Consider the following 22,670-nt stretch of genomic DNA (forward strand, 5'->3'; position numbering starts at 1 on the left):
AAATATGTTATTGTGTTTGTGAGATGGGTTGATTCAAATCGGCCAGGAGGTGGTTAAATGTTATCGAGAAAGAACTTTTTTATTTTACTCTTGCCATTCTTTCTTCTCTTTGGTTGCCAAGGTGCAGAAGAAGAAGAATTATTCCGATATAAGGGTGCCTATATTGGTGACAATAGTGCCGTTGGAAATATACTGAATGAGACAACGGACTCGATCGATTATTTTGAATTAAAGACAGATCAAGAACCGTATGGTTTAGAAGTATTTTATCATGAAGTCAATGATGGAGAGGCATTAATGAAAAAACAAGCGACTGTTCTTTTTTCCTTAGTGCGAAACGTGGAATGGATAAGTTTTCATGTGAATGGAAGTGAAACGAAAGTAACGAGAGGTGAAGTAAACAGTTGGTATGAAAAAGATATAGCAGGTGTAGGGAGCCAAAAGGAGCTAGAGCAATTAATAAACAGTTGGAACTAGATCCATTCTACCTATGACTGCTGAACTACAGGCCTGCATCGTCACTTTTGCAGGTCTTTTTTTAATACTAAAACTACCTAGTAAATTGGAATGAGAGATAAGTATTTGGTAGAACAAGTGACCTATTAAATGGATGTGGAAGGTTGAATATTTTTCCTTATTTTTCTTGTTGTACATATAGGTAATTGGATTTAAAAGTCTTGCTAGCAAAGGAGTGGAAGCACTTCTTCTCTATTATTCAAGTGTGAATGAGTGTAAATAATAGGAAAAAAGAGAAAAACATAGATATCAATAATATATTCTGAATTTTTGGTAAACTATTACGTTTTTCATTATGATGCGTCTCATTTATACTACGTGTAGTGTTTTTTATCAAGAACAATATAGAACATATGAAAGAACAAATGACAAATGAAAGGGGGAAAGTGATGATTCTAGGATATAAGTCACGGTAGTTGAATACTAGCTTTACTTTGTCCTAATAATGAACACACATCTATGGTTGATTCCCCTATGAAAAATAAATGAGAGCAAGAAAGGACAGTATGAGAGTGAAAAAGGTAACGACCATCACAATCATTATTTGTCTCATGATTGGTCTAACAGGTGTCTTCGTTCAAGCATTTTCGAGCGAATCTCTAGGAAAGTGGAGTAATGAATTATTCGAGATAAGTGAGGAACAGACCAATAATGAGCTGGCAACCGCCTATGAATCTTGGTCTGAACAAATGAAACAGCAAAAGCTAGATGCACAACTAACCTATGAAAAAGCAATGGAAAAAAACGTAGTAGTTTCAAGTGAAGAAGCGAAAAAAGAGATCAACCAATACTTAACTTTATACAAAGTAGATATTCAAAACATAAAAAAAGAACTAAGCCATTCATTTCATACGTATGAAGGTGAAAAGAAGGAAGAACTTAAATCTGAGATGGATCAAGAAATACGATTATTTTTAGAAGAAACGTTAGAAAAATAAATTTCGACAAAGGGGTCGGGAAGATGAAAAAGAAAATCATAGCTGGTGCAGTTACAGTCGGATTGCTAACCGGAGCAGGCTTCTCGTTAGCGAATACAGATGCGGGACAGGCTTTGAAAACTTGGTATGATAACTTATTTAACCAAACAAGTGCTGAGGTTCTAAGTGAATCGGATGCCAATTTTGAACAGTTATTAACAGAGCTCAGAGCAGAAAATGAAACATTAAAGGAGTTAGCAGCCAGTCAAATTGACGAGAAAACATTGCGTGAAATTGAAGGTTCTACTTTAGCTATTGACCAGGCCAAATATGAACATATTGCATCCCTAGATAGTGAGAAATTGTTGATCTTGGAAAATATGGATTATCAATTCTATCAACTATTTTTAGAAGGCTATTTTCATATTAAGGCAAAAGGCGATTTAATGCAGGAGGAAGCAACGGCTGGTTTCCAAGCTTTTGCTAGTGAGAAGGGCCAGTCGGCTTTAGAGCAAGTCACAGCGGAATTAAATCAAGCGAAAGCAGATGCAGTAACAGAACTTGAGCAAGAGATTGTAGCAGCGAAACAGGAAATTGTTACAAAAGTAGAATCTCAAGTTGAAATTAGTAGTCGAAATCTTCGTAATCAGGCGAATTGGAAGGCTGAAGAAATTCGAGAGGCATTAGATGCCATCCTTGCTAATTTAGTCGCAGAACAAGAGGCTGCTATAACAGCGAAAGCCGCTGAACTAGAGGCAGATGCAAAGATGAGTTTAGATGACGTTGTCAACAATATTGTCAATGATTAATTCGTTTCAGGGCCAGCTTGCTTGGCCCTGGAAATCTCGTAAAGGGAGGAAAACAAAATGAATCATAAAAAAAGTAAATATATCAAAATATTGTTTAGTTGCCTTTTCGCAGGTTTCCTTCTTTCTGTTAGTTTTCGATTTGTGTCTGCAGGTGAAGATATGGAATCGATGCTAACGAATTGGTTCTCTGCAAAAAAAGCAGCGTCCATCGCCGAGATAGAAACGGCTGTAAACGAAGAAAAAAATAAGCAAATTGTTAAATTAAAAGAAGAAATCCCACAAAAACTAGCAGCAGCAGATCAACAAATAAAACAGAAAACGGAGTCAGAAGTAGCCAAACGTGTAGCTGAATTAGAAGCGTACACAAATGAATTGATCCAAAATTACGATCCAACCATTGAGGAGAATCAGAAAAAAATCGCTGAGTTAGAAGCCATAATGGAAGCAGCAAAGGCTGATATGACGGCAGTAGCTGAGGAGTAGTTGAGTGGATCGATTCTTAACTGATTCCACGACTTCATCACTAACACGGCCCGTGCCTTTATTGATAAAATTTGATTCGATGTGGGTTGAAACCAATCAAACAGAGATCCACATTTGAAAGCTTGACGCGCTACCGGGTTAAACGAATCAAATTTACCGATGTCTCCAGTTAATTGACGTGTTTCCCACCTAATCTAACAACAAAATAATCCAACACCTCCCTATATTGCTGCGTTTTCATATTAATCCACTCTAAGATTATTAAAATTTAAAAATTACCTGTCCTCATCTAAACCCAATCAAACTTCAATCTAAACTATGGATTCCAATTTCTAAGGTCATTTACCGCACCATAAAAAAAGAACAAAGACCAAAAAGTCTTTGTTCACGCGTAACTTATTTTTCAATGGGTCTCATTGATAGTGGGTGCTATTTCCAAACGATTAATAAAACTTCACTACGCGCTCAAGAGGTAGTCTAGTTGTATTAAAGGCAGGTGCAGCGCTTTTGCCAATAGCGATTAATGTAATGGGGAATATGTTTTCTTCTAGCTCAAATTGTTTGGCGAAGGCAGCTTTATCGAAGCCTCCCATTACGATTGTATCTAGCTCACGTTCTTTTGCGAGCAGAAGCAATTGCATTGAAATCAGACCAGCATCATAGCTTGCGATGTTCATTAGTCCTTCTTTCGGTTGGCCAGGATAAAATTGGTGTGTATTGCTGATGGTACGGTCAGCAATGGATTGATCCATGTAACCAGCTTCGACATTTTGAGTATAGATTTCCTCAACATTTTTATAAGCCTCCGTATCACCAAGTACGGCAATAACAGCAGAAGCATTTTCTACAATCTTTTGGTTGTTGCCAAATACAGGTAAAGCCTTTTTCATTGCTTCATCTTGGATAGCGATAAATCTCCATGATTGTAAATTACTAGAAGAAGGAGCAGAAATAGCATGTGCTAATAGTTCTTCTAAACTTTCTTGATTTATTTTAAAAGAAGGATCGAATACCCTCACAGACTTGCGTTCATTCATAAGAGTAACTAATTCTGACATTTAACTCTCCACCTTTACTTATGTTTAGTAAGTTTATTTCGTTTATAAACTTACCATTCGTAAGTTATGTTGTCAACTAATGAATATATGGTACTATTTAATGAGGACAGGTAAAGGAGCTATAAAGAATGGATTGTAACCATAAATTGAAAACGGATTCTAAGCATATCTGTAGCAACTACCATGAAGCGATTGAATTTATAGGTCGTAGATGGATGGGCATGGTCATCTATTCCTTAATGGACGGACCGAAGAGATTTTCTGAATTAGCAGATGAAATTAATGGTATTTCTGACCGATTACTTACAGAACGGTTGAATGAACTCATTAAGGAAGAACTTGTGAATAAAACATTTTTAGAAGATTCTTCGAAAAAAGTTGAATATGCCTTAACAGAAAGAGGAATGAGCTTGAAGAAAGTTATTGAAGCCATTCTTGCTTGGATTGCTGAAAACGAAAAGTAATAACCGAGACAAATATTGTAGCTGAAGAACGAACAGATCTATAGAGGATTTGTTCTTTTTTTGGGCTCTTTTTTATATTAGAAGGAGTGTATAATTCTTTTGTTGAAAGCTATAGAGTGAATAATAAATTGTGAATGAAGAGGGGGAGAAGGGAAATGAAAAGTATCTATGATCCGGTATATTTAGAGGAAATTTTAACACGTATAGATCGTTTGAGTTCCAATTCAAAACGGCAATGGGGGAAGATGAATGTCGCCCAAATGATGGCTCATTGCTCAGCCTTTCAAGATATTGCGATGGGGGAATCTTCTCCAAAAAGGAGTTGTTTGGGAATCTTTGTAGGAAACTTCGCCAAACCGATTTTTTATAACGAAAAGACTTTACCTAAAAATATGTCTACGATTCCGACCATTTTAATTGTCAATGATAGGGACTTTAGCAAAGAGAAGGAAAAGTTGAAACAAAAATTATTGCAATTCCATGCTGATGGACCAGAAAAGTGTACAACCCATCCCCATTCTTTTTTTGGTAAACTGACCGCTGAGCAATGGGGAAAGGGTATATACAAGCATCTAGACCATCATCTCAAACAGTTTGGTCTATAACGCATCATCTTCGTTCTTCCTTTATTTTCTTCATCAAGGCTTCACAACCAGCGCTCACTAAATCATATGTTTCCTGGAAATTCCCGGTATAGTAAGGGTCCGGCACATCCTTTGCACCTTCAGTTAAATCTAATAAACGGAATATTTTTGGATGCTGAGGTTGACCCAGTATACGGTATATATCTTTTATATTCGATTCATCCATTGCCACAATATAATCAAATACTTCGAAGTCTTCTTTCTGTAATTGACGTCCTTTTAATCCTTTAGAGGAAATACGATAGTCGTTTAAAATCGCGAGTGTTCCTTTATGTGGAGGCGCGTCAATGTGCCAAGAGCTCGTCGCTGCTGAATCTACGAATATTTCCTTCTCTAGTCCAACTTGTTCTACCTTATGTCTAAATATCGCCTCTGCCATTGGTGAACGACAAATATTACCTAAACAAACGAATAACACTTTAATCATGAGGATGCCCCTTTCCTTTTACAAAAAATGATTCAGTCGAAACGACCATAAGTTCAACAATTTGTTCAGCCATATAAGTGGGTGTATGTGGAAAGTCCTCTTCAATCCAGCGAATAATGAGACCAGCAATGCCATTGGCTCGATAAATATATAACCATTTAGCGTCAACTGAACTGTCCTTAGGCAGAACATAGTCGTATTCATCTAAAAAAAGTTGTTCAATTGCTTGTGCCATTTGATAGCGGAAATCGACACGAATATGGTCACTTAATAATAATTGATATAGTGATGCATGTTCTTTGAAATAATTGAATAGAGTAATCTCCTCAATCGGAAGTTCTCGTAAATAAACTTGTTCATATGCTTGATAAGGAATACCAATTTGTTCAATCATCTCATGTAATGTCTCATCAATGACCTCTTTTAGTAACTCGTCCATCGAATGAAAATTGGCGTAAAATGTTCCACGATTATAATTTGTCTCTCTTGCAATCTCAGATATAGTAATTTGGGCGAAAGGCTTTTTGTATAATAATTCTATAAATTTTGTTTTAATAGCTGCGCGTGACCGTTGTACGCGTTTATCTAAAAAATCATGCTCCAAGAGAATCACCTCTTTCCTTATTATGTTGAATTCCTATATATTTTGCAATTTTACTGAACAAAATAAAATAGGTTGCACATTACTGAACAAAATGTCCCAGTTTGTATATTGAGACACTAAAAATGATGAGATTTAATAGTAACTGAACAAAGGAAAGGGAGGAAAGGACAATGACATTTCCAGTATTAGAAGGTAAAGTCGCTATTATTACAGGCGCAGCAATGGGTATGGGGGAAGCGACGGCTAAACTTTTTGCAGAGGCAAAAGCGAAAGTAGTCGTAGCTGATTTTAATGAGGAAAAAGGCCAAGCAGTAGTAGAAGAAATCAAAGCTAGTGGCGGAGAAGCTGCTTTTGTAAAAGTAGATATCTCGAAATCAAAAGAAGTACAAAACATGGTGCAATTTGCTGTAGACACATATGGTAAATTAGATGTAGCTGTGAATAATGCTGCGCTAACACCAGATGATAAATTAGCCGCTGAGTTCGATGAAGATTATTGGCACCGTTTAATGTCTGTAGACTTAACAGGTACGGCTCTTTGTTTGAAATATGAGCTACAACAACTAGAAAAACAAGGAGACGGTGGTTCGATTGTTAATATCTCATCTGTAAGCGGATTCCGTCCACAACCACAAAATATTGCTTATGTAGCAGCCAAGCACGGAGTAGTTGGAATGACTAAAGTAGCTGCAATGGAATATGGTCCAAAAAATATACGTGTGAATTCAGTAGCTCCTGGTGCCATTGATACACCAATGCTTAGAGGTGCGCTTGATCAGTTTGGATTTACGGAAGAAGAATATGCTCCACAATTAAGCTTGTTGAATCGCTTTGGTCAACCAAGAGAGATTGCTCAAGCAAGTCTATGGTTAGCATCAGATGCATCTTCTTATATTACAGGTACCACTATTCATGCGGACGCTGGATATACATCTAGATAAGACGCAATTATGAGAGCTCTTTTTAAAAGGAGCTCTATTTTTTTACTCCTCATAACGATTCATCCCTCACCCATATCGCCTTTGTATAGGCAACCCTCATTCCTGCTCGCTCCATATTCCTCTGACTAACTGAACCATAGGAGGCTTGCCCAACTATCCATTTGCAGCCGATTTCCTGCGCATGTTGAATTCTTTGTTGAATAAGTGCAGACTGCACACCTTTTTGTCGAAAAGTAGGTAAGGTAGAAGCAGCGGCGAGGTTCCCCCCTTTTTCATTACAAAAAAGTACGCCGACACCAGCCGGTTCATGATTCACTAACGCTAAGTAAAATGTCCATTCTGGTAACGAATAAAGGACAGCATTGTTTTGTGCTACGCCTTCAAGTAAGAAAGAAGGCATTTGAAAGCCTTGTGTGTATATGTCAGCAAAAGTCTGGAATTCATCTCGATGTAAGGCGCGAATTTCAATAGCGCTATTAACAGGTTTTATGGTATCGGGTAACTGCTTATATAAAGTGGTATGAAAGTCTATCTGATAAAAACCACGTTTGTGCAAAGCCTTTAATAATGATTGGGAATGATGACTCGGTGCAATTTCGAAGCGAGCAGGAATATGTTTTTCATCATAAAAATCAATTATTTCATCAAGCAATAACTCGTCTTCTCCACAAAGCCCTTTGATCACATTAAAAGCTGGTCCCGGAATACTTTTAACGGTGTAAGCCATCGTTTGTCCGAATGATTGAATGGATACGCCCATTGGATTATTTTGTAGGTTTCCAATAGCAAGAAGGCGTGAAGTTAGTGTATCCATTTCGATTTGTTCCCATAATTTTTCATTCATACATTTCACATCCTTGTTCAACTTTTTTCGACACCCTTCTGGATATTTCCTCTTTGAGAAGTTTTTTTCTATCTTATGTCAGCATCGATGTCACCTGTCATCTAATTTTTATAAAAGAAATACCTACCTACGGACATAAAAAATGTTTTATAAGGAAAACGATTTGAACAACTAGAAAAAATTGTTTATTAATAGTGATTTATCCCTCCGAAATTGTTGTTTTAAGTCAAATCTGGTTGTCATCTATCGGTAAAAAAAGTTTATTTCCATGTGATGGCTATGAAATATTTATATATTAATATATTAATCGTGCCAATTTGACAATGAAAAAAAAGGAAAAGAGGAGGCGGGCATATGTGGATTATTGTTGTTTGCTGTCTCATTTTATTAACGGCAGGAATTATGGAGAAAAGAAAACATCGTAAGAGGCTAGATGCGTTAAAGATACGAGTGAATATTAATGGAATCCGCGGGAAATCAACAGTTACAAGGCTTATTACCGGGATATTATTCGAAGCTGGTTATAAGACAGTAGGAAAAACAACCGGAACAGATGCGAGGATGATTTATTGGAATGATCCAGAAGAGAAACCAATCGTAAGAAAGCCTCAAGGGCCTAATATTGGTGAACAGAAGGAAGTGATTAAAGAGACGGTTGAGCGTGGGGCGGAAGCATTGGTCAGTGAATGTATGGCGGTTAACCCCGATTACCAAATTACTTTCCAAGAAGAATTACTACAAGCGAACATCGGCGTTATCGTTAATGTATTAGAGGATCATATGGATGTCATGGGACCAACATTAGATGAAGTTGCTGAGGCTTTTACAGCGACTATCCCACATAATGGTTATCTAATTATTACCGATGATGCATATCGTGATTATTATGAAAAAGCAGCTGCGGAGCGTAACACGACCGTGATTGTTGCAGATAATAGTAAGATTTCAGAAGCATTTCTAAAACAGTTCGATTACATGGTTTTCCCTGATAATGCCTCTTTAGCACTGGCTGTAGCAGAAGCGATTGGTATTGATGAAAAAACGGCAAGACAAGGGATGCTCAATGCGCCACCAGATCCAGGAGCGATGAGAATTTCTCCAATTGGACATTCGAAAGAACCATCCTATTTTGTTAATGGTTTTGCGGCAAATGATGCGTCTTCAACTTTGAATATTTGGAAGCGAGTAGAAGAAGTTGGATACCCGACAAAGGAACCCATTGTTATCATGAATTGTCGTGCAGACCGCGTCGATCGTACGGAACAATTTGCTAGAGATGTACTACCATTTATCCCAATGAAAACACTTGTGGTGATTGGGGAATCGGCGGAACCAATTGTGAAAGCATACGAACTAGGACTTATACCTGCCCATTCATTAGAAAACTTAGAAGGGTCGGATACGGGAGAAATTCTCGAACATTTAAAAGGAGAAATGAAAGGTTCTACCATTTATGGAGTCGGCAATATACATGGTGCTGCAGAACCGTTAATAGAAGAAATTCAACATTTGAAAATAAAACAATTAGTCAGTTAAGGAGCGTTTTCCATGTTTGGTGATGATTTATACATATCTCTTATTTTAGGCGTCCTACTCAGTCTCTTATTTGCTGAGAAATTTGGGATTATGCCTGCTGGGTTAGTCGTGCCAGGTTACCTGGCTCTTGTATTAGACCAGCCAATCTTTGTTTTAATAATTTTGCTCGTCAGTTTGCTAACTTATGTGATCGTAAAATACGGTGTATCAAAGGTCGTTATTTTATACGGACGTCGCAAGTTTGCTGCAATGCTGATTACCGGGATATGTCTCAAATTGATATTAGATTATTTTTACCCGATATTACCGTTTGAGATTAATGAATTTAGAGGGCTGGGAGTTATTGTACCAGGATTGATTGCAAATACGATTCAAAAACAAGGAGTTACCATTACATTAGGTAGCACACTGCTTTTATCCGCTGCCACATTTGGCATTATGTACGTGTATTACCTATTTTAAAGGAGAGAGAAGACCACAATGGAACATAAAAAGAAACCTAGGAAGCTTAATTTTCATGAACAACTTCTTCGTTTCTTAAAGAAGCAGAAAAGACGTATTCCTGTACATATCATGATTCTTTTTCCGGTGTTAATTGTTGCATTTGCTATTATCTATAGTTTTGATATTCGTACGGAGGCAGATGCTGAGCCAGAAGAGAATGCGCAAGTAACGGGCGTGGCTGTTGGAGATGTGATGGTCGGGAGACATGTGGAAGAAGTAACAAACCGTTATGGTTATGACTATTTATTCCGTTATGTAGAGCCTTTGTTTAATCAAGCGGACTATGCGACGGGGAATTTTGAAAATGTAGCAAGCGACCGAGAGCTTGAACCGATGGAAAACAAAGAGATTACATTGCAAGCCAATCGTGAATCGGTTACGGCGATGAAGGATGCTGGTTTTCAAACGATGGCCATGGCGAATAACCATATGATGGATTACGGAGAACAGGGAATGATTGATACCCTTGATACTTTTCATGAACAAGGTATCGATGCCGTTGGCGCTGGGACAAATAGTACCGATGCTAGAAATCGTATTTCTTATCAGGAAATCAATGGATTAACGATTGCGACACTTAGTTTTTCCGACTTAAGTTCTGAAGAAACGAAGGCAGGAGAAAAACAAGCCGGGATATTAGATTTTGATCCAGCCACTTTTATCCCATTAACTGCAGAAGCAAAGAAAAAGGCAGATTACGTGATCGTCCATGCCCATTGGGGACGTGAATATAATAGTCGAGCGAGTGATCGACAAAAAGAGCTGGGAAGAGCGTTAGCAGATGCTGGAGCCGATTTAGTTATTGGACACCATCCCCATGTATTAGAGTCGATTGAGGTCTATGATGACACAGTTATTTTTTATAGCTTGGGTAACTTTATTTTCGACCAGGGCTGGTCAAGAACGAGAGAAACAGCACTCGTACAATTTCATCTCATGCCTACAGGGGAAACGAATTTCGAAATTACCCCTATGAAAATACGAGAAGCTACACCCGCCCCTCTATCAAACTGGGACAAGCTCTCACAGCAGTCAATTATCCGACAATTAACGAGAGACTTGGATGTGGATCACGCGACAGTTGATGATAAGTTAACATTTACAGTTAAACAAAGGGAGGGAGAAGAATGAAGAAGGTATTGAAACGTTTATTGCCTTATTTATTTGTAGCCTGTTTATTCCTTTTCATCGTTGGCTTCAGTCAAACAGATACGCTAACAGAAAAAGAGGAACAAGAAATACAAATCGAGTTATTGAAGGTGAAGGTGCAACAAAACCAAGATTAAAGAAGGAGGAACAATGAAGAAAAAACTTATACTGCTAGGATTGCTGGTCGTTATTCTCATTGTGATTGTTCTTCTACGGGTTTTTGATGGAAAGGGTGAAGAAGAGGTGAGCCTCCCGATGATAGGAACAGAGAGCGGTGAATACGGGGTAAGTGCAAGCCACCCGTTAGCTGTAAAGGTAGGAATGGAAGTATTAAACGAAGGGGGTAATGCAGTTGATGCGGCTGTTGCTGTGTCTTATGCATTAGCCGTTGTCGAACCATATGGCTCAGGCCTTGGCGGTGGCGGGGAGACACTTGTATATCAAGAAGGGGTAAAGCCATTCGTTCAGCAATATAGAGAAATGGCTCCGCTCTCTTCGGAGGAAGTAGAATCAGATTCAGGCATTCCTGGATTTGTAAAGGGAATGGAAGATATTCATGAAGCTGAAGGAAGTATGTCGTTTAAGAAGATTATGGATAAAGTGATCCCACTAGCTGGAGACGGCTTCCAGGTAGATGAGGATTTATCTTATCGCTTTAAGGTAGCGCTAAATAATCGGATAGACGAGGATGAAGAATCACCTTTTATTATTGATGGGGAGCCGATAGAAGCAGGTGATCGTCTCGTGCAGCCAGCTCTTGCTCAGACGCTTAAAAAAATCCGTGATGGCGGTGCGGCAGCATTTTACCGAGGTGAGATGGCAGAGTCTTTCGCTGAGCAACATGAATCCTTTGACCGCAGTGATTTTAGTAAGTATACTTCACAAAAAATGAAAGCAGTGCATGGAGAATTTATGGGATACGATGTTTTTTCATCTGCCCCACCATACTCAGGGCTGACCGTCATTCAATCATTACAGATGGCAGAGAAAGTATTAGAAGAACAAAAATGGGAAGATGAACCTTCATTTGTCGCCTCTTTCGGAGAAATTAGTAAAATTGCCTACGAGCAGAGATTATCGCAAATAGGGGATATGGATTATACCAATCTTGATTTGGAAAAATCAATGAGTAAAGAGTTTACTGATGAGTTGGTGGAGGAGCATAAGGATATTTTCAAAAGTGCCCAATTAAATGATTCAGAGGCAGAACGTAAAGATTATGGGCATACCACTCATTTTGTTGTCGTAGATGATAGCGGTATGATGGTATCCACAACGAATTCATTAGGGAACTTCTTTGGAACAGGAGAGTATATGAAGGAAGGATTCTTCCTGAATAACGCACTCACCAATTACAGTGAAAATGAAAAAAGTCCGAATGTGTTTGAACCAGGTAAACGGCCAAGAAGCTTTATCTCGCCAACGATTCTAGCAAATGATAAAGAAGTTATCGGCATAGGCTCACCTGGAGGAAGAAGAATTCCTGCAGTGGTCACCGAATCCATTCTCTATCATCTTGTGTATGGTTATAGTTTACAACAAGCTGTGGAGCGACCACGCTTTTATTTAGAAGACGATAAAATTGAGATTGAACCAGGCTTCAAACGGGAAACCTATAACGAACTACAAAGTAAAGGCTATAAAGTGAAAATCAATGACAACGCCACTTACTTCGGCAGTGTCAATGCCTTATCCCTACAACTAAATGACCGTACATTAGACGGGGCTGCAGATCCCCGTAGAATAGGAGAATGGAAGAAAGCTGAATAAATGAAAAAGGCATTCAATCAAACGTTTGATTGAATGCTTTTTTTTTGCTGAATGACTCTGATATCTGAAGGGGTTTCGGGTGAAAATAGTTGCATGAGTAAAACTGTGTGAGTGCAATTAACTTTATGAGGGGAGGGGCTGCTAAATTGGAAGGATGTTTATTAGTAGGTCAATCAAGTTTTTGGAAGTAGATGGTGTGGGGGAAATCCAAGAACGTAGCAAAGAATTGTGTGCAAGTTGAATATACTTAGAAGTAAAGAAGAAGGTGAAGAAATTATATTCAGATACATGAAGTGTGAAAAACCATAGAAGTGTTGGCAAATTGGAAATACGAACATAAGAAGAGAAAAAACCTGCGAGTAGTGTTGGTAAACCGAGAATACGAACATAAGAGGAGAAAAAACCTGCGAGTAGTGTTGGTAAACCGAGAATACGAACATAAGAGGAGAAAAAACCTGCAAGTAGTGTTGGTAAACCGAAAATACGAACATAAGAAGAGAAAAAACCTGCGAGTAGTGTTGGTAAACCGAAAATACCAACATAAGAAGAGAAAAAACCGGCGAGTGGTGTTTTTAAAACGAAAATACGAACATAAGAAGTGAAAAGACCGACGAGTAGTGTTGGTAAACCGAGAATACCAACATAAGAAGAGGCACAATCGGCAAGTTGTGTTGGCAAACTGGGAATACGAACATAAGAAAAGAAAAAAAGGCAAGTGGTGTTGGCGAATCGAGATTACAACTATAAGAAGGAGTACATTCTTCCTAACTACACAAGGTACAAAAAACACAGATAAAGTTTGTGTTTATCGTAGAAAATCCACCAAGAATGATTGCTTTCCTAGAGTGGGAAATATCAAAATCTACACCATTAGTTTGAGGTTTACACGTAAAACAATTCGTTTAACTCAATTAAGTATTCAATAACGAATCATCGAAGCGGAGATTATTGTAAAAGAAAATCTAAAGCTAGTTCCTCTATTGAAAAGACTTCCCCTAAATTGTAAACCCTCCATTAACTATTATGAAAATTTTCTAACAAATGTAAATGTCTATTAAATGGTTTGTAAATAATCGGTAAATCCATCATTTTCCGGCGATTGTCATGATACACTCTAGGCAAATAAAGCGTTAAATACAGCCGATGAATTTGGAGGATGCTAATGGCTCATTTCATGTTTATTCGAGGCAACCGCAATAAGAGGCTTTTTCATGATATTGGGGCTGAGTTGGAGCGAAAAGGTCATCAAGTTCATTTAATACAGCTTGAATTAAATGAGTTACTAATGAAAACGACCATTCCAACCGTTTTTTTACCTAATCATGTGGCGAAAGAGGAATACCCGATTAGTGACAAGGAGTTAATGGATCTACAGATATATAATATTACTTTTACAAAAAGGGTACTGCAAAAGGAAATCCCCCTAAGTGAGCTTAGGATGTATAAGCGGTACATGGCAGCACTAGATCACCTGCTTGATAAGTACAACATAGAAGTAATTTGCTTGTTTAATGGCTATCATTGGATTGACCAAATATGCCGTTATTTAGCAAAGAAGAAGGGTTTGCGGACGTATTTCTTTGAAGATGGGCTGTTCAGGCCGTATACGATTACGTGTGATCCGAATGGGATTAATGCCTGTTCGAGCGTCCCGAGAGACTTCTCCTTCTATCAGGATATGGAGGTCGACCGTCCGCGTCTAATGAAATTTATGTTTCGCCCGGAGGAAGAATCACTTAAGCACCTAAAGAGGGAAAATCTAGTGAAGGTTGCTTCAGCAAAACTATTATCAATGGCAGGGTCACTTTTGCGTATCCACCCAAACTATTTTGCTCATATTAATTTTTGGCAAGGACTCAAATATTTCGTTCATAAGAAATGGTATAGCCGAAGAAAGGAAGATGAGGTTGACTTGCGGGGTGAATATATCTTTCTCCCGTTTCAAGTGTCTCGTGATACGCAAATTTTTTATCATTCACCACATATTCAATCAATGGAGCAATTACTAGAAATTACTTTAAAAGCGGTGGAACAATATAACCAGACGTATCACAGGCAAATCAAAGTCATTGTAAAGGAACATCCTGAAGACTTATCAAGACAAAACTATCAATCATTAAAGAACAAATATACAAATGTACAATTTGTTCAAAAATATCGGATGGACAAGCTTTTGAAGGCTAGCTTAGCTGTGGTGACGGTCAATTCAACAGTCGGAATAGAAGCGCTTGCTCATTACAAAAAGGTGATTACATTAGGAGATGCCTTATACAATATTGATCCGCTAGTGGAAAGATGTCCGCATCCAGATCTTTTATATCAAAGTTTGCAAAAGTCATTATCGACCCCTTTATCTATAGATAAAATTGAAAAATTTCTCTATTATTTACGATTTCATTACCAAACAGAAGGTGTACTCAATCGACCTAATAAACAAACAGCAAAGAATTTAGCAAATAGATTAGAAGATTATGAGAGAGGTGTATTGGATGAAAGCGATTGGAATCATTCCCGCAAGGTACGCATCGACTAGATTCCCAGGTAAACCACTTGCACTTATTGCTGGTGTACCGATGATTGAACGGGTATATCGCCAAGTGTGCCAATCGGAAGAATTAGAACGCGTCATTGTCGCTACTGATCATGAAGAAATTAAACGAGTAGTAGAATCAATCGGTGGTGAAGCGATATTAACAAGCGCCGCCCATGAAACGGGCTCTGACCGTATGGCTGAAGTAGCATCCAATATAGAAGGTGACTTTTTCATTAATATTCAAGGAGATGAGCCCCTCATCCAGCCTACACTGATTAATGAGATGGTTCGCACCTCTCGAAAACAGCAAAATAGGGCTGTAATCACCGCTATGAAAAAAATTAATCGCCCTGAAGATATCACGGACCAAAATGTGGTAAAAGTCGTTACAAATGAGCAAAATGAGGCACTCTACTTTTCGAGAGCACCGATTCCTTTTCAAAGAGGCGAGAAAACCGATTATTTTAAACATATTGGTGTCTATGGTTATCCACGTGAAATATTAATGAGATTCGTTATGCTCCCACAATCACCGCTTGAACAAGCGGAAATGCTTGAGCAATTAAGGCTGATAGAAAATAATATTCTGATTAAAATGATTGCAACAGATGACCCGTTCCACGGTGTAGACACAAAGGAAGATATTCAAAAAATAGAAGAGATTCTAGGGGGAAAACAGTATGTCTAAAACAGTCAGATTAAATGATGAAATCGTATTTGGCGGTGAGCGTCCTTTTGTATTGATTGCCGGACCATGCATGTTAGAAAGCAAAGAAGTAGTGATGGAGACAGCGGCAAGATTAAAAGAAATTACCTCTCATTTAGGCATTCCATTTATCTTCAAAGGGTCATTTGATAAAGCGAATCGATCATCTATATTTTCCGAAAGAGGGCCTGGACTTCAAGCGGGATTAAACATGCTAGCAAATGTGAAGGATGCCTTCCGCATTCCTGTGTTATCAGATATTCATGAGCCTAGCCAAGCGGCCTTGGCTAGTCAAGTACTGGATATTATCCAAATCCCAGCCTTTCTTTGTAGACAAACAGACTTGCTTACTGCTGCAGCGAAAACAGGAAAAGTCATCAATGTGAAAAAGGGTCAATTCCTCTCTCCTACTGACATGAACAATGTTGTGACAAAGTTAAAGGAAGCAGGCAATGAGCGAATATTACTTACAGAAAGAGGCTCAACATTTGGCTATAACAATTTAGTTGTTGATATGCGTTCATTACCAATGATGAGAGAAATGGCACCAGTTGTATTTGATGCCACACATAGTGTGCAAATCCCTGGAGGCAATGGTACAAGTACAGGAGGGAAGCGTGAATTTGTTCCTTACTTATCTCGTGCCGCAGCAGCAGTTGGCGTCGACGCTATTTTTATGGAGGTTCACCCTAACCCTGAAAAAGCGTTATCTGATGGACCGAATATGGTGAAATTAAGTGATGTAGAACAAATATTAAAACCGATTGTAGCCATGGATTGTTTATTAAAAGCATCATCCTATGCAGGAGGGAATGAGCATGCTGAATATGAAAACGAACCAGCTGGATTATACTAATCACGTGATTTCTGTATTGGAAAAAGAAGCAACAGCTATTATGCAGTTAAAAGATCAAGTCGGTCCACATATCAATGAAGCGATTGCCATGATTCTCCAATGTGAAGGAAGAGTGGTTATTACAGGCATAGGCAAATCAGGCATAATTGCCAGAAAAATCAATGCTACTATGGCGAGTACAGGTACACCTTCTATTTTCCTTCATCCATCGGAAGGCTTACATGGAGATTTAGGGATGGTTACGGCTAAGGATGTAGTGATAGCGATATCAAATAGTGGGGAATCGGAAGAAGTATTACAGCTCATTCCATCCATAAAAAGAATCGGTGCGAAAATGATTAGTATTGTGAAAAACCCATTATCGACATTGGCTAGAAAGTCAGAGATCGTCCTTTGTATAGGCAATGTAGAAGAAGCCTGCCCACATGGTTTAGCTCCTACAACAAGCACGACGGTTACTTTAGCTTTAGGAGATGCCTTAGCCATTGCCTTACTAGAAGCAAGAAACTTTCAGCCAGAAGATTTTGCAGTCTTTCATCCGGCAGGCTCATTAGGTAGAAGATTATTACTTAAAACAGCTGATGTGGTCGCTAATACCCGCAAAAACCCGATTATTGCTACACATGCAACCGTTCAAGAGGCACTATTCTCTATGACTTTACAAGGAATGGGTGCGATCAGTGTAGTCACAGAGAAAAATGAATTATTCGGTATTTTAACAGATGGTGATATTCGAAGAGCATTTGCGATGACGAATACAATACTTGAAGAACAAGTCCTTCAATATTGTAATCCACAACCCTATTTTCTATCAGAAAATCACCTTGCTTCTGAAGCGAAGACATTAATGGAGCAGCATAAAGTAAATGTGCTGCCGATTGTCAATGACAAACATGAGCCCACTGGTATGATTCATATTCATGACCTTATGCATCTTGGGTTGTAGGAGGCACACTGATGAAAAATATTCGCTTAATCGTGTTAGATGTTGATGGTGTGTTAACCGATGGCAAACTCTTGTTATCAAGCAGTGGTGAAGAAGTAAAGGCATTTCATGTACATGATGGCATGGGAATTAGCCTAGCGAAGTTTGTTGGGATAGAGGTCGCGATTATAACAGGCAGACGATCTGCGGCAGTTGAGAAACGAGCTGCGGAACTGAACATCAACCATGTGCAGCAAGGTGTGAAAGATAAAGTATCCGCCCTTTTACAATTAGCGGGTGAATTAGATATTGATGTGAATCAAATGTGTTATATCGGTGATGATCTGAATGATATAGAAGCAATGAATATGGTCGGGTTAGCTGCATGTCCAGCAAACGCGATGGAGGAAGTGAAGCAAGAAGCGGAAATCGTTGCGGAACGGATGGGCGGTAATGGCGCAGTGCGGGAGATTATTGAATCCATTCTTCGTCAAAGTTTTGATTACGCGGCACTAGTAAAGGATTTTCTTAACCAACAGGCGGTCAGACAGTAAGGAGTGTTTCTCTTGAATAGCTGTGAAATTTGTGAAAAACAGTTCACTCATAAGCGTGAAGTAATTTACAGTAATGATCGGTGGATGCTTGTTGCGGTTGAATCAAGGACTGCATTGGGCTATTTACACTTGGAAACGAAGAGACATATTGAACAGTGGCACGATTTAAACGAGGCAGAACAGCATGATTTTTTTCATATCGTCAAAGTGGTTGAAAGCGCATTGAAAGAAATAATTGGCAGTGAACGTTTATATATGACTTCAATGAATGAGCTTGTACGGCATCTTCATTTTCATCTTATCCCACGACTAGAAGGTAGTGCTAAGCGGGGGCTGCCATTTATTTCTGAGGTCATTGGAGGAGTCCCATCCGTATCTCTAAAGGAAATGGATTGGGTCAAAGGATTGAAAACACATTTCGTACATGTATAAAGGAAGGAGGTATTGTACGTATGGGTTGGAAAAAGACAATAAAAAGAGGTTTAAAACAACTTTCACTGAAAAAAGGGAACGAACAAAAGCCATTTATTGAAATGGGAGAGAATTGGAGCAAAACTGAGGCAGTGCCTGTCGCCTTTATGTTCGGCTTTAATCCTTGGAAAAGGGAACATAGCAGCAAATTTTTCTCAGAATATCGCACCGCGTTTGTTTTTGGCCAAGGGGATTTAAAAAGATTGCAACCTTTCATCAGAAAGGCTTCTCAGGTAGTATTTATCGTCTGGGGATTCAAAGAACCTGGAGGGCTAACTGCTTATGCAGCTAAGAAAGGTATTAAAGTCCTTCGTGTGGAAGATGGTTTTGTCCGCTCAGTAGGCTTAGGTGCAGCCCATACGTTTCCTCTATCCATCGCTGTTGATTCAAAGACCCTTTATTTCAATGCTCGGCAACCATCAGATTTAGAAGAATTATTAAATACTTACGAGGTATCAGGAGAAATGTTGCAGCGTGCAAGAGAATGTCGGCTACAGCTTATTCAACAGGGCGTATCAAAATATAACCATACGGCGCAAACTGATATCCAAAAGATTTATGGTGAGAAAAAGTCAAAGAGAATTTTAGTTATAGGGCAAGTAGAAGATGACGCATCCATCCAATATGGACTAGAAGCGAAAATGACCAATAATGATCTCGTTCGTGCAGCTGCAAAAGAGCATCCAGAATGTGAAATCATTTATAAGCCACATCCCGATGTTCTTGGCGGATATCGCAAAGCATTTTCTAATCCAATGGATGTGACCGATGTGGCGAAAGTTGTAACTGAACCGCTTGGTATCGTTGATGCGCTCCAGACGATTGATCATGTATATACGATGACTTCTCTCGTTGGCTTCGAGGCCCTTATTCGCGGTATACCAGTTACTTGTTACGGATCGCCATTTTATGCAGGCTGGGGCTTAACAACAGATAGGCAGCCAAACGCTAGAAGGCAACGGAAGCGTACGATTGACGAGTTATTTGCGATTAGCTATCTTGTGTATCCGCGGTATATGAACCCAGATACCGGTGAACATATTCAACTTGAAGAAGCAATGAAAATCTTAATTAGACAACGTGCAGAGAGTATGGAGCTAGAGGGTGATAAGAAAAGACAAGCACTTGCCTTTTCTGAAGCTGAACAATTATATAAACAAGCATTAAGTTTAGTTTATCAACCTAGAAGAGAGCAAGTGTATATTGAACTCCTAAATGATGCGAGACAATACGAAAAATCCCTGCGGCTAATAGAAGAAAAGCAGCGACAGAACAGCTTACCTGACTCTCTATATTGCGAAAAGGGCATTGCTCATGCCGGTCTTGGGCATTATGAAGCAGCACTTATCTCCTTATTAAAAGTAGAAAAAAAATCTAAGCGACAAATGCTTGCTTTAATCAGATTACTATGGAAGATTGAAGGCCCATCAGATAGGTTATTACAAGCAACAGAAGAGACATTAAAAATGTCGGATGTAGATTTTTCTAAAGAAGATATCATGCAGTTTGCAGCTATCCTTAATCATTGCGGTCACCCCTATAAGGCGAAACGGCTTTTACGGGAGAAACAAATAGAACCAATAGAGGTGCCTTATCTTTCTTTGGCAGTCAATTTTGATTTCGATCAACTAAACGCCTCTACTTATAGTGAAAAAGTGGTTGTCAATCAATTGATTCAATCAGAAGGCCAGTTTCAACAACTGCTGACCACTCCAAAAAAGATAGGTATTATACTAGAAGCGACATCACAAGAGGCGGTGCATCATTTCTGCCAAAAATTTGATACCCTCATCTTTGTCACAAAACCAACCTTTTCATTGGTTGATCGGAACCGTTCATTCGTTATGTTTAGTGCCATTCATCCCGAATTGCATGAGCAGGTGAACTTATCACAGGTGGAATTATTATTATGTAATGAGCCGGGCCTTATTCATCGCTATCCCCATGGCTCAGATTATATGCGTACGCTGATAGAACGAGGTGTGAAGCTAGAATCTTACCCACAAGGTTTGTATCGTGAGTTAGTCAATCAACTCGGCAGAAAACCAAGCGATCGTGAATTATTACTCTTCTGGATCGTTCAACAAACAGGAGAAAAAATAGCCGAGGAACAAATCCTATACTCAGGCAACAGTAAAGACAAGGATATGCTTAAATCCTACATCGTAGAAGGTGTCCTACAGTGAACAAATGGCGAGTATTAGCAAAGAAAGGTGTTAGGAAAGTAAAGGAGCTACGAAAATATACACAAAGCGTTCGCCAAGTGAAAAGGAATAGTGGAACAAAACCGATCGCGTTAGCATTTTACTTTTCCCATTGGAAACAAGAGTGTGTGAAGGAATTTTTTCGTGAATATGAGATTATTTTTATCCCCCATACTTTTACTACTGTTTTTTTACACAGGTTGCTCCGTGTAAAAAGGGAAAAAGTGTTCTTAATATGGGGATCTAAACAACATGTACAGCTAGAAGATATAGCCGAAGCCTATCAAGTTCCCATATATCGTGTTGAGGACGGCTTTGTCCGCTCTGTTGGTTTAGGGGCGCTGCATACATTGCCATACTCCTTATGCATAGACAAGACAGGTATTTATTATGATAGTACACAACCAAGTGACTTAGAGCATTTACTGAATCATCATCATTTTGACCAAGATATCTTAGATCGTGCAGCGCGCATCATAGAAGAAATAAAAGAAAACGGCTTAAGTAAATATAACCATCTTTCAACTAAAGATGTGAATGTAGTCTACGGCAGGAAAGCGAACAAGCGGATATTAGTCATTGGACAAGTAGAAGATGACGCTTCGATTATGATGGGAGCAGCTACACGTTGGACGAACAATGACTTGGTCCGCTTAGCTAGGGAGGAAAATCCTCATGCGCAAATTATATATAAGCCGCATCCTGACGTATTATCTGGTAAAAGACCGCTGCAATCCAATCCAAAAGACGTCACGCATCTAGCACAGATTGTCAGCGAACCAATTAGCTTGCATGATTCACTTAAAACCGTTGACCATGTTTATACCATTACTTCTTTATCCGGTTTCGAAGCACTCATGCGAGGCATTCCCGTTACAACAGTCGGAGCCCCTTTTTACTCCAACTGGGGCTTAACAGATGATCGTCAAATGGTAGCCAGAAGAAAGCGACAACGCACACTTGTAGAAGTATTCGCTGCCGCCTATTTACTTTATCCCAAATATATGAACCCGAATACCAAAGAACCTATCACTCTAGAAGAGACAATCCAATTAATTAATGAAGAAAGGAATGCTCCCGTTCACACTTAGTGGCGCGTTCCTTCTCGCCCCATCTTCTTCCTTAAGGATCTCCGTGCCCCTTCCCGCCACTGCTTCACAGCAGAAATAGACACCCCCTCTTTAATGGCAATCTCTCGAATCGAGTGATCATACATGAGTGTATACCATACCCACTTAAACTGCTTCTCCGTCAAACATCCTCGACAAACCCGCAAAAACTCAAGCTCTACAGTAGAATCATCACTCGTTTCATCACCAACCACCAATAACCAAAACTCTTCCTCAGCCACTACCCACCGCTCTGCGTAGTTAATCGACCGCTTCAACTCATTCAACAATTTCCCCCTCACACAAGCATAAGCATAACTAATAAAAGGCTTTCCCAACCCTTCATCATATCGCTCCCAAGCCTCCCACAAAGCAATCACACCCACCTGATAATATTCCTCTTTCTCCCGATAAATCCCCAAACTCCTCATAATCTTAAAAATCATTGGCTCATACGACTTAAGCACAACCTCAAACTCCTGCACTCTCTATCATCCTTAAAGGAAGCGCGCTTACCGGTTTTTTCCTAGGTAGGGGTAGTTTAAGATATGGGATAGGAAATGAGCAAAACAAAAAAAGTATGGGAAACATCAGTGATTTCAATAAATTTGACATAAATAAACCGAAAATTGACCGTTTTTTTTAA

26 protein-coding genes are annotated in these 22,670 nt (G+C 39.1%); 20 read left to right on the forward strand and 6 right to left on the reverse strand.

The annotated features are described in order from the left end of the window. The first annotated feature begins 57 nt into the window (after positions 1-57). From MKX29_RS11815 to MKX29_RS11830, 4 genes are all read left to right on the forward strand, one after another. Positions 58-477: a DUF4825 domain-containing protein gene (locus MKX29_RS11815; RefSeq protein WP_224937209.1), complete on the forward strand. Its 420-nt coding sequence runs from the start codon at positions 58-60 to the stop codon at positions 475-477. A gap of 551 nt (positions 478-1,028) precedes the next feature. After that, positions 1,029-1,454 carry a hypothetical protein gene (locus tag MKX29_RS11820; RefSeq protein WP_224937208.1) on the forward strand — a complete coding sequence of 142 codons (426 nt, stop codon included), beginning with the start codon at positions 1,029-1,031 and terminating at the stop codon, positions 1,452-1,454. A 23-nt stretch (positions 1,455-1,477) separates the two neighbouring features. Beyond that, complete coding sequence (locus MKX29_RS11825; protein ID WP_224937207.1) at positions 1,478-2,242, forward strand: hypothetical protein; 765 nt, start codon at positions 1,478-1,480, stop codon at positions 2,240-2,242. Between the two features lie 57 nt (positions 2,243-2,299). Next, positions 2,300-2,725, forward strand: coding sequence for a hypothetical protein (locus MKX29_RS11830; protein ID WP_341057797.1), 426 nt, complete (start codon positions 2,300-2,302; stop codon positions 2,723-2,725). A gap of 443 nt (positions 2,726-3,168) precedes the next feature. Here MKX29_RS11830 and MKX29_RS11835 read toward each other — a convergent pair whose 3' ends face one another. Then, the gene (locus MKX29_RS11835; RefSeq protein WP_095371775.1) at positions 3,169-3,783 is read right to left on the reverse strand and encodes a nitroreductase family protein; all 615 of its coding nucleotides are present in this window, start codon (positions 3,781-3,783) and stop codon (positions 3,169-3,171) included. 128 nt (positions 3,784-3,911) lie between these two features. Here MKX29_RS11835 and MKX29_RS11840 point away from each other — a divergent pair, with 128 nt between their 5' ends. Then, positions 3,912-4,247, forward strand: coding sequence for a winged helix-turn-helix transcriptional regulator (locus tag MKX29_RS11840; protein WP_341105648.1), 336 nt, complete (start codon positions 3,912-3,914; stop codon positions 4,245-4,247). A 155-nt stretch (positions 4,248-4,402) separates the two neighbouring features. Beyond that, positions 4,403-4,852 (forward strand): DUF1569 domain-containing protein, encoded by a 450-nt coding sequence (locus MKX29_RS11845; protein WP_341105650.1) that lies wholly within the window; start codon positions 4,403-4,405, stop codon positions 4,850-4,852. A 4-nt stretch (positions 4,853-4,856) separates the two neighbouring features. Here MKX29_RS11845 and MKX29_RS11850 read toward each other — a convergent pair whose 3' ends face one another. Continuing rightward, positions 4,857-5,318, reverse strand: a complete 462-nt coding sequence (locus MKX29_RS11850; protein WP_224937203.1) for a low molecular weight protein-tyrosine-phosphatase — start codon at positions 5,316-5,318, stop codon at positions 4,857-4,859. Continuing rightward, positions 5,311-5,922, reverse strand: coding sequence for a TetR/AcrR family transcriptional regulator (locus MKX29_RS11855; RefSeq protein WP_251162174.1), 612 nt, complete (start codon positions 5,920-5,922; stop codon positions 5,311-5,313). The genes MKX29_RS11850 and MKX29_RS11855 overlap by 8 nt, the downstream gene beginning before the upstream one ends. Before the next feature lie 170 nt (positions 5,923-6,092). On the opposite strand from MKX29_RS11855, the gene MKX29_RS11860 reads away from it, so the two are divergent. Next, positions 6,093-6,863, forward strand: coding sequence for an SDR family NAD(P)-dependent oxidoreductase (locus tag MKX29_RS11860; protein ID WP_224937201.1), 771 nt, complete (start codon positions 6,093-6,095; stop codon positions 6,861-6,863). A 49-nt stretch (positions 6,864-6,912) separates the two neighbouring features. Here the strand turns inward: MKX29_RS11860 and MKX29_RS11865 are convergent, their stop codons facing one another. Next, on the reverse strand, positions 6,913-7,707 hold the full coding sequence (locus tag MKX29_RS11865; protein WP_341105652.1) for a GNAT family N-acetyltransferase: 795 nt from the start codon (positions 7,705-7,707) through the stop codon (positions 6,913-6,915). 354 nt (positions 7,708-8,061) lie between these two features. Between MKX29_RS11865 and pgsB the strand changes: the two genes are divergently transcribed. Genes pgsB through MKX29_RS11890 form a run of 5 tightly spaced genes read left to right on the forward strand, consistent with a single transcriptional unit; the run spans position 8,062 to position 12,666 of the window. Next, positions 8,062-9,243 (forward strand): poly-gamma-glutamate synthase PgsB, encoded by a 1,182-nt coding sequence (gene pgsB, locus MKX29_RS11870; RefSeq protein ID WP_224937199.1) that lies wholly within the window; start codon positions 8,062-8,064, stop codon positions 9,241-9,243. Between the two features lie 12 nt (positions 9,244-9,255). Further along, positions 9,256-9,705, forward strand: a complete 450-nt coding sequence (gene pgsC / locus MKX29_RS11875; RefSeq protein WP_095371783.1) for a poly-gamma-glutamate biosynthesis protein PgsC — start codon at positions 9,256-9,258, stop codon at positions 9,703-9,705. Positions 9,706-9,723: 18 nt separating this feature from the next. Next, positions 9,724-10,878, forward strand: a complete 1,155-nt coding sequence (locus MKX29_RS11880) for a CapA family protein (protein WP_224937198.1) — start codon at positions 9,724-9,726, stop codon at positions 10,876-10,878. After that, complete coding sequence (locus MKX29_RS11885) at positions 10,875-11,033, forward strand: hypothetical protein (protein ID WP_251162169.1); 159 nt, start codon at positions 10,875-10,877, stop codon at positions 11,031-11,033. The genes MKX29_RS11880 and MKX29_RS11885 overlap by 4 nt, the downstream gene beginning before the upstream one ends. Before the next feature lie 13 nt (positions 11,034-11,046). Next, positions 11,047-12,666, forward strand: a complete 1,620-nt coding sequence (locus MKX29_RS11890) for a gamma-glutamyltransferase family protein (RefSeq protein WP_341105657.1) — start codon at positions 11,047-11,049, stop codon at positions 12,664-12,666. Positions 12,667-12,807: 141 nt separating this feature from the next. Here MKX29_RS11890 and MKX29_RS11895 read toward each other — a convergent pair whose 3' ends face one another. Then, on the reverse strand, positions 12,808-13,344 hold the full coding sequence (locus MKX29_RS11895) for a hypothetical protein (RefSeq protein WP_341105659.1): 537 nt from the start codon (positions 13,342-13,344) through the stop codon (positions 12,808-12,810). A gap of 484 nt (positions 13,345-13,828) precedes the next feature. Between MKX29_RS11895 and MKX29_RS11900 the strand changes: the two genes are divergently transcribed. The 8 genes from MKX29_RS11900 to MKX29_RS11935 are packed head-to-tail and all read left to right on the forward strand — an operon-like array spanning position 13,829 to position 22,006. Then, entirely contained in the window at positions 13,829-15,199 is a 1,371-nt protein-coding gene (locus tag MKX29_RS11900; protein WP_289434689.1) for a capsular polysaccharide export protein, LipB/KpsS family, read from the forward strand. Continuing rightward, positions 15,156-15,887: a 3-deoxy-manno-octulosonate cytidylyltransferase gene (kdsB, locus tag MKX29_RS11905; RefSeq protein WP_251162165.1), complete on the forward strand. Its 732-nt coding sequence runs from the start codon at positions 15,156-15,158 to the stop codon at positions 15,885-15,887. The genes MKX29_RS11900 and kdsB overlap by 44 nt, the downstream gene beginning before the upstream one ends. Next, complete coding sequence (gene kdsA / locus MKX29_RS11910; protein WP_224937191.1) at positions 15,880-16,761, forward strand: 3-deoxy-8-phosphooctulonate synthase; 882 nt, start codon at positions 15,880-15,882, stop codon at positions 16,759-16,761. Before kdsB ends, kdsA begins: the two co-directional genes overlap by 8 nt. Beyond that, a complete protein-coding gene (locus MKX29_RS11915; RefSeq protein WP_224937190.1) occupies positions 16,724-17,707 on the forward strand; it encodes a KpsF/GutQ family sugar-phosphate isomerase in 984 nt (327 codons plus the stop codon). Before kdsA ends, MKX29_RS11915 begins: the two co-directional genes overlap by 38 nt. A gap of 11 nt (positions 17,708-17,718) precedes the next feature. Then, the gene (locus MKX29_RS11920; RefSeq protein ID WP_251162164.1) at positions 17,719-18,240 is read left to right on the forward strand and encodes a KdsC family phosphatase; all 522 of its coding nucleotides are present in this window, start codon (positions 17,719-17,721) and stop codon (positions 18,238-18,240) included. Positions 18,241-18,252: 12 nt separating this feature from the next. Next, positions 18,253-18,672: an HIT family protein gene (locus MKX29_RS11925; RefSeq protein WP_224937188.1), complete on the forward strand. Its 420-nt coding sequence runs from the start codon at positions 18,253-18,255 to the stop codon at positions 18,670-18,672. Positions 18,673-18,692: 20 nt separating this feature from the next. Further along, positions 18,693-20,897 carry a capsular polysaccharide export protein, LipB/KpsS family gene (locus MKX29_RS11930; protein WP_341105662.1) on the forward strand — a complete coding sequence of 735 codons (2,205 nt, stop codon included), beginning with the start codon at positions 18,693-18,695 and terminating at the stop codon, positions 20,895-20,897. Further along, entirely contained in the window at positions 20,894-22,006 is a 1,113-nt protein-coding gene (locus MKX29_RS11935; protein WP_341105665.1) for a capsular polysaccharide export protein, LipB/KpsS family, read from the forward strand. The genes MKX29_RS11930 and MKX29_RS11935 overlap by 4 nt, the downstream gene beginning before the upstream one ends. Here the strand turns inward: MKX29_RS11935 and MKX29_RS11940 are convergent. Then, a complete protein-coding gene (locus MKX29_RS11940) occupies positions 22,003-22,509 on the reverse strand; it encodes a sigma-70 family RNA polymerase sigma factor (protein ID WP_341105667.1) in 507 nt (168 codons plus the stop codon). The genes MKX29_RS11935 and MKX29_RS11940 overlap by 4 nt on opposite strands. Positions 22,510-22,670: the final 161 nt, after the last annotated feature.

It is taken from the genome of Cytobacillus sp. FSL R7-0696, assembly GCF_038006865.1.
Taxonomy (GTDB): domain Bacteria; phylum Bacillota; class Bacilli; order Bacillales; family Cytobacillaceae; genus Cytobacillus; species Cytobacillus kochii.

What these genes read in the sequence shown, in the direction of transcription:
- MKX29_RS11815 (WP_224937209.1), top strand. Translation starts at nt 58, where the DNA reads ATGTTATCGAGAAAGAACTTTTTTATTTTACTCTTGCCATTCTTTCTT.
- MKX29_RS11825 (WP_224937207.1), top strand. Translation starts at nt 1,478, where the DNA reads ATGAAAAAGAAAATCATAGCTGGTGCAGTTACAGTCGGATTGCTAACC.
- MKX29_RS11830 (WP_341057797.1), top strand. Translation starts at nt 2,300, where the DNA reads ATGAATCATAAAAAAAGTAAATATATCAAAATATTGTTTAGTTGCCTT.
- MKX29_RS11835 (WP_095371775.1), bottom strand. Translation starts at nt 3,783, where the DNA reads ATGTCAGAATTAGTTACTCTTATGAATGAACGCAAGTCTGTGAGGGTA.
- MKX29_RS11840 (WP_341105648.1), top strand. Translation starts at nt 3,912, where the DNA reads ATGGATTGTAACCATAAATTGAAAACGGATTCTAAGCATATCTGTAGC.
- MKX29_RS11845 (WP_341105650.1), top strand. Translation starts at nt 4,403, where the DNA reads ATGAAAAGTATCTATGATCCGGTATATTTAGAGGAAATTTTAACACGT.
- MKX29_RS11850 (WP_224937203.1), bottom strand. Translation starts at nt 5,318, where the DNA reads ATGATTAAAGTGTTATTCGTTTGTTTAGGTAATATTTGTCGTTCACCA.
- MKX29_RS11860 (WP_224937201.1), top strand. Translation starts at nt 6,093, where the DNA reads ATGACATTTCCAGTATTAGAAGGTAAAGTCGCTATTATTACAGGCGCA.
- MKX29_RS11865 (WP_341105652.1), bottom strand. Translation starts at nt 7,707, where the DNA reads ATGAATGAAAAATTATGGGAACAAATCGAAATGGATACACTAACTTCA.
- pgsB (WP_224937199.1), top strand. Translation starts at nt 8,062, where the DNA reads ATGTGGATTATTGTTGTTTGCTGTCTCATTTTATTAACGGCAGGAATT.
- pgsC (WP_095371783.1), top strand. Translation starts at nt 9,256, where the DNA reads ATGTTTGGTGATGATTTATACATATCTCTTATTTTAGGCGTCCTACTC.
- MKX29_RS11880 (WP_224937198.1), top strand. Translation starts at nt 9,724, where the DNA reads ATGGAACATAAAAAGAAACCTAGGAAGCTTAATTTTCATGAACAACTT.
- MKX29_RS11885 (WP_251162169.1), top strand. Translation starts at nt 10,875, where the DNA reads ATGAAGAAGGTATTGAAACGTTTATTGCCTTATTTATTTGTAGCCTGT.
- MKX29_RS11890 (WP_341105657.1), top strand. Translation starts at nt 11,047, where the DNA reads ATGAAGAAAAAACTTATACTGCTAGGATTGCTGGTCGTTATTCTCATT.
- MKX29_RS11900 (WP_289434689.1), top strand. Translation starts at nt 13,829, where the DNA reads ATGGCTCATTTCATGTTTATTCGAGGCAACCGCAATAAGAGGCTTTTT.
- kdsB (WP_251162165.1), top strand. Translation starts at nt 15,156, where the DNA reads ATGAAAGCGATTGGAATCATTCCCGCAAGGTACGCATCGACTAGATTC.
- kdsA (WP_224937191.1), top strand. Translation starts at nt 15,880, where the DNA reads ATGTCTAAAACAGTCAGATTAAATGATGAAATCGTATTTGGCGGTGAG.
- MKX29_RS11915 (WP_224937190.1), top strand. Translation starts at nt 16,724, where the DNA reads ATGCTGAATATGAAAACGAACCAGCTGGATTATACTAATCACGTGATT.
- MKX29_RS11920 (WP_251162164.1), top strand. Translation starts at nt 17,719, where the DNA reads ATGAAAAATATTCGCTTAATCGTGTTAGATGTTGATGGTGTGTTAACC.
- MKX29_RS11930 (WP_341105662.1), top strand. Translation starts at nt 18,693, where the DNA reads ATGGGTTGGAAAAAGACAATAAAAAGAGGTTTAAAACAACTTTCACTG.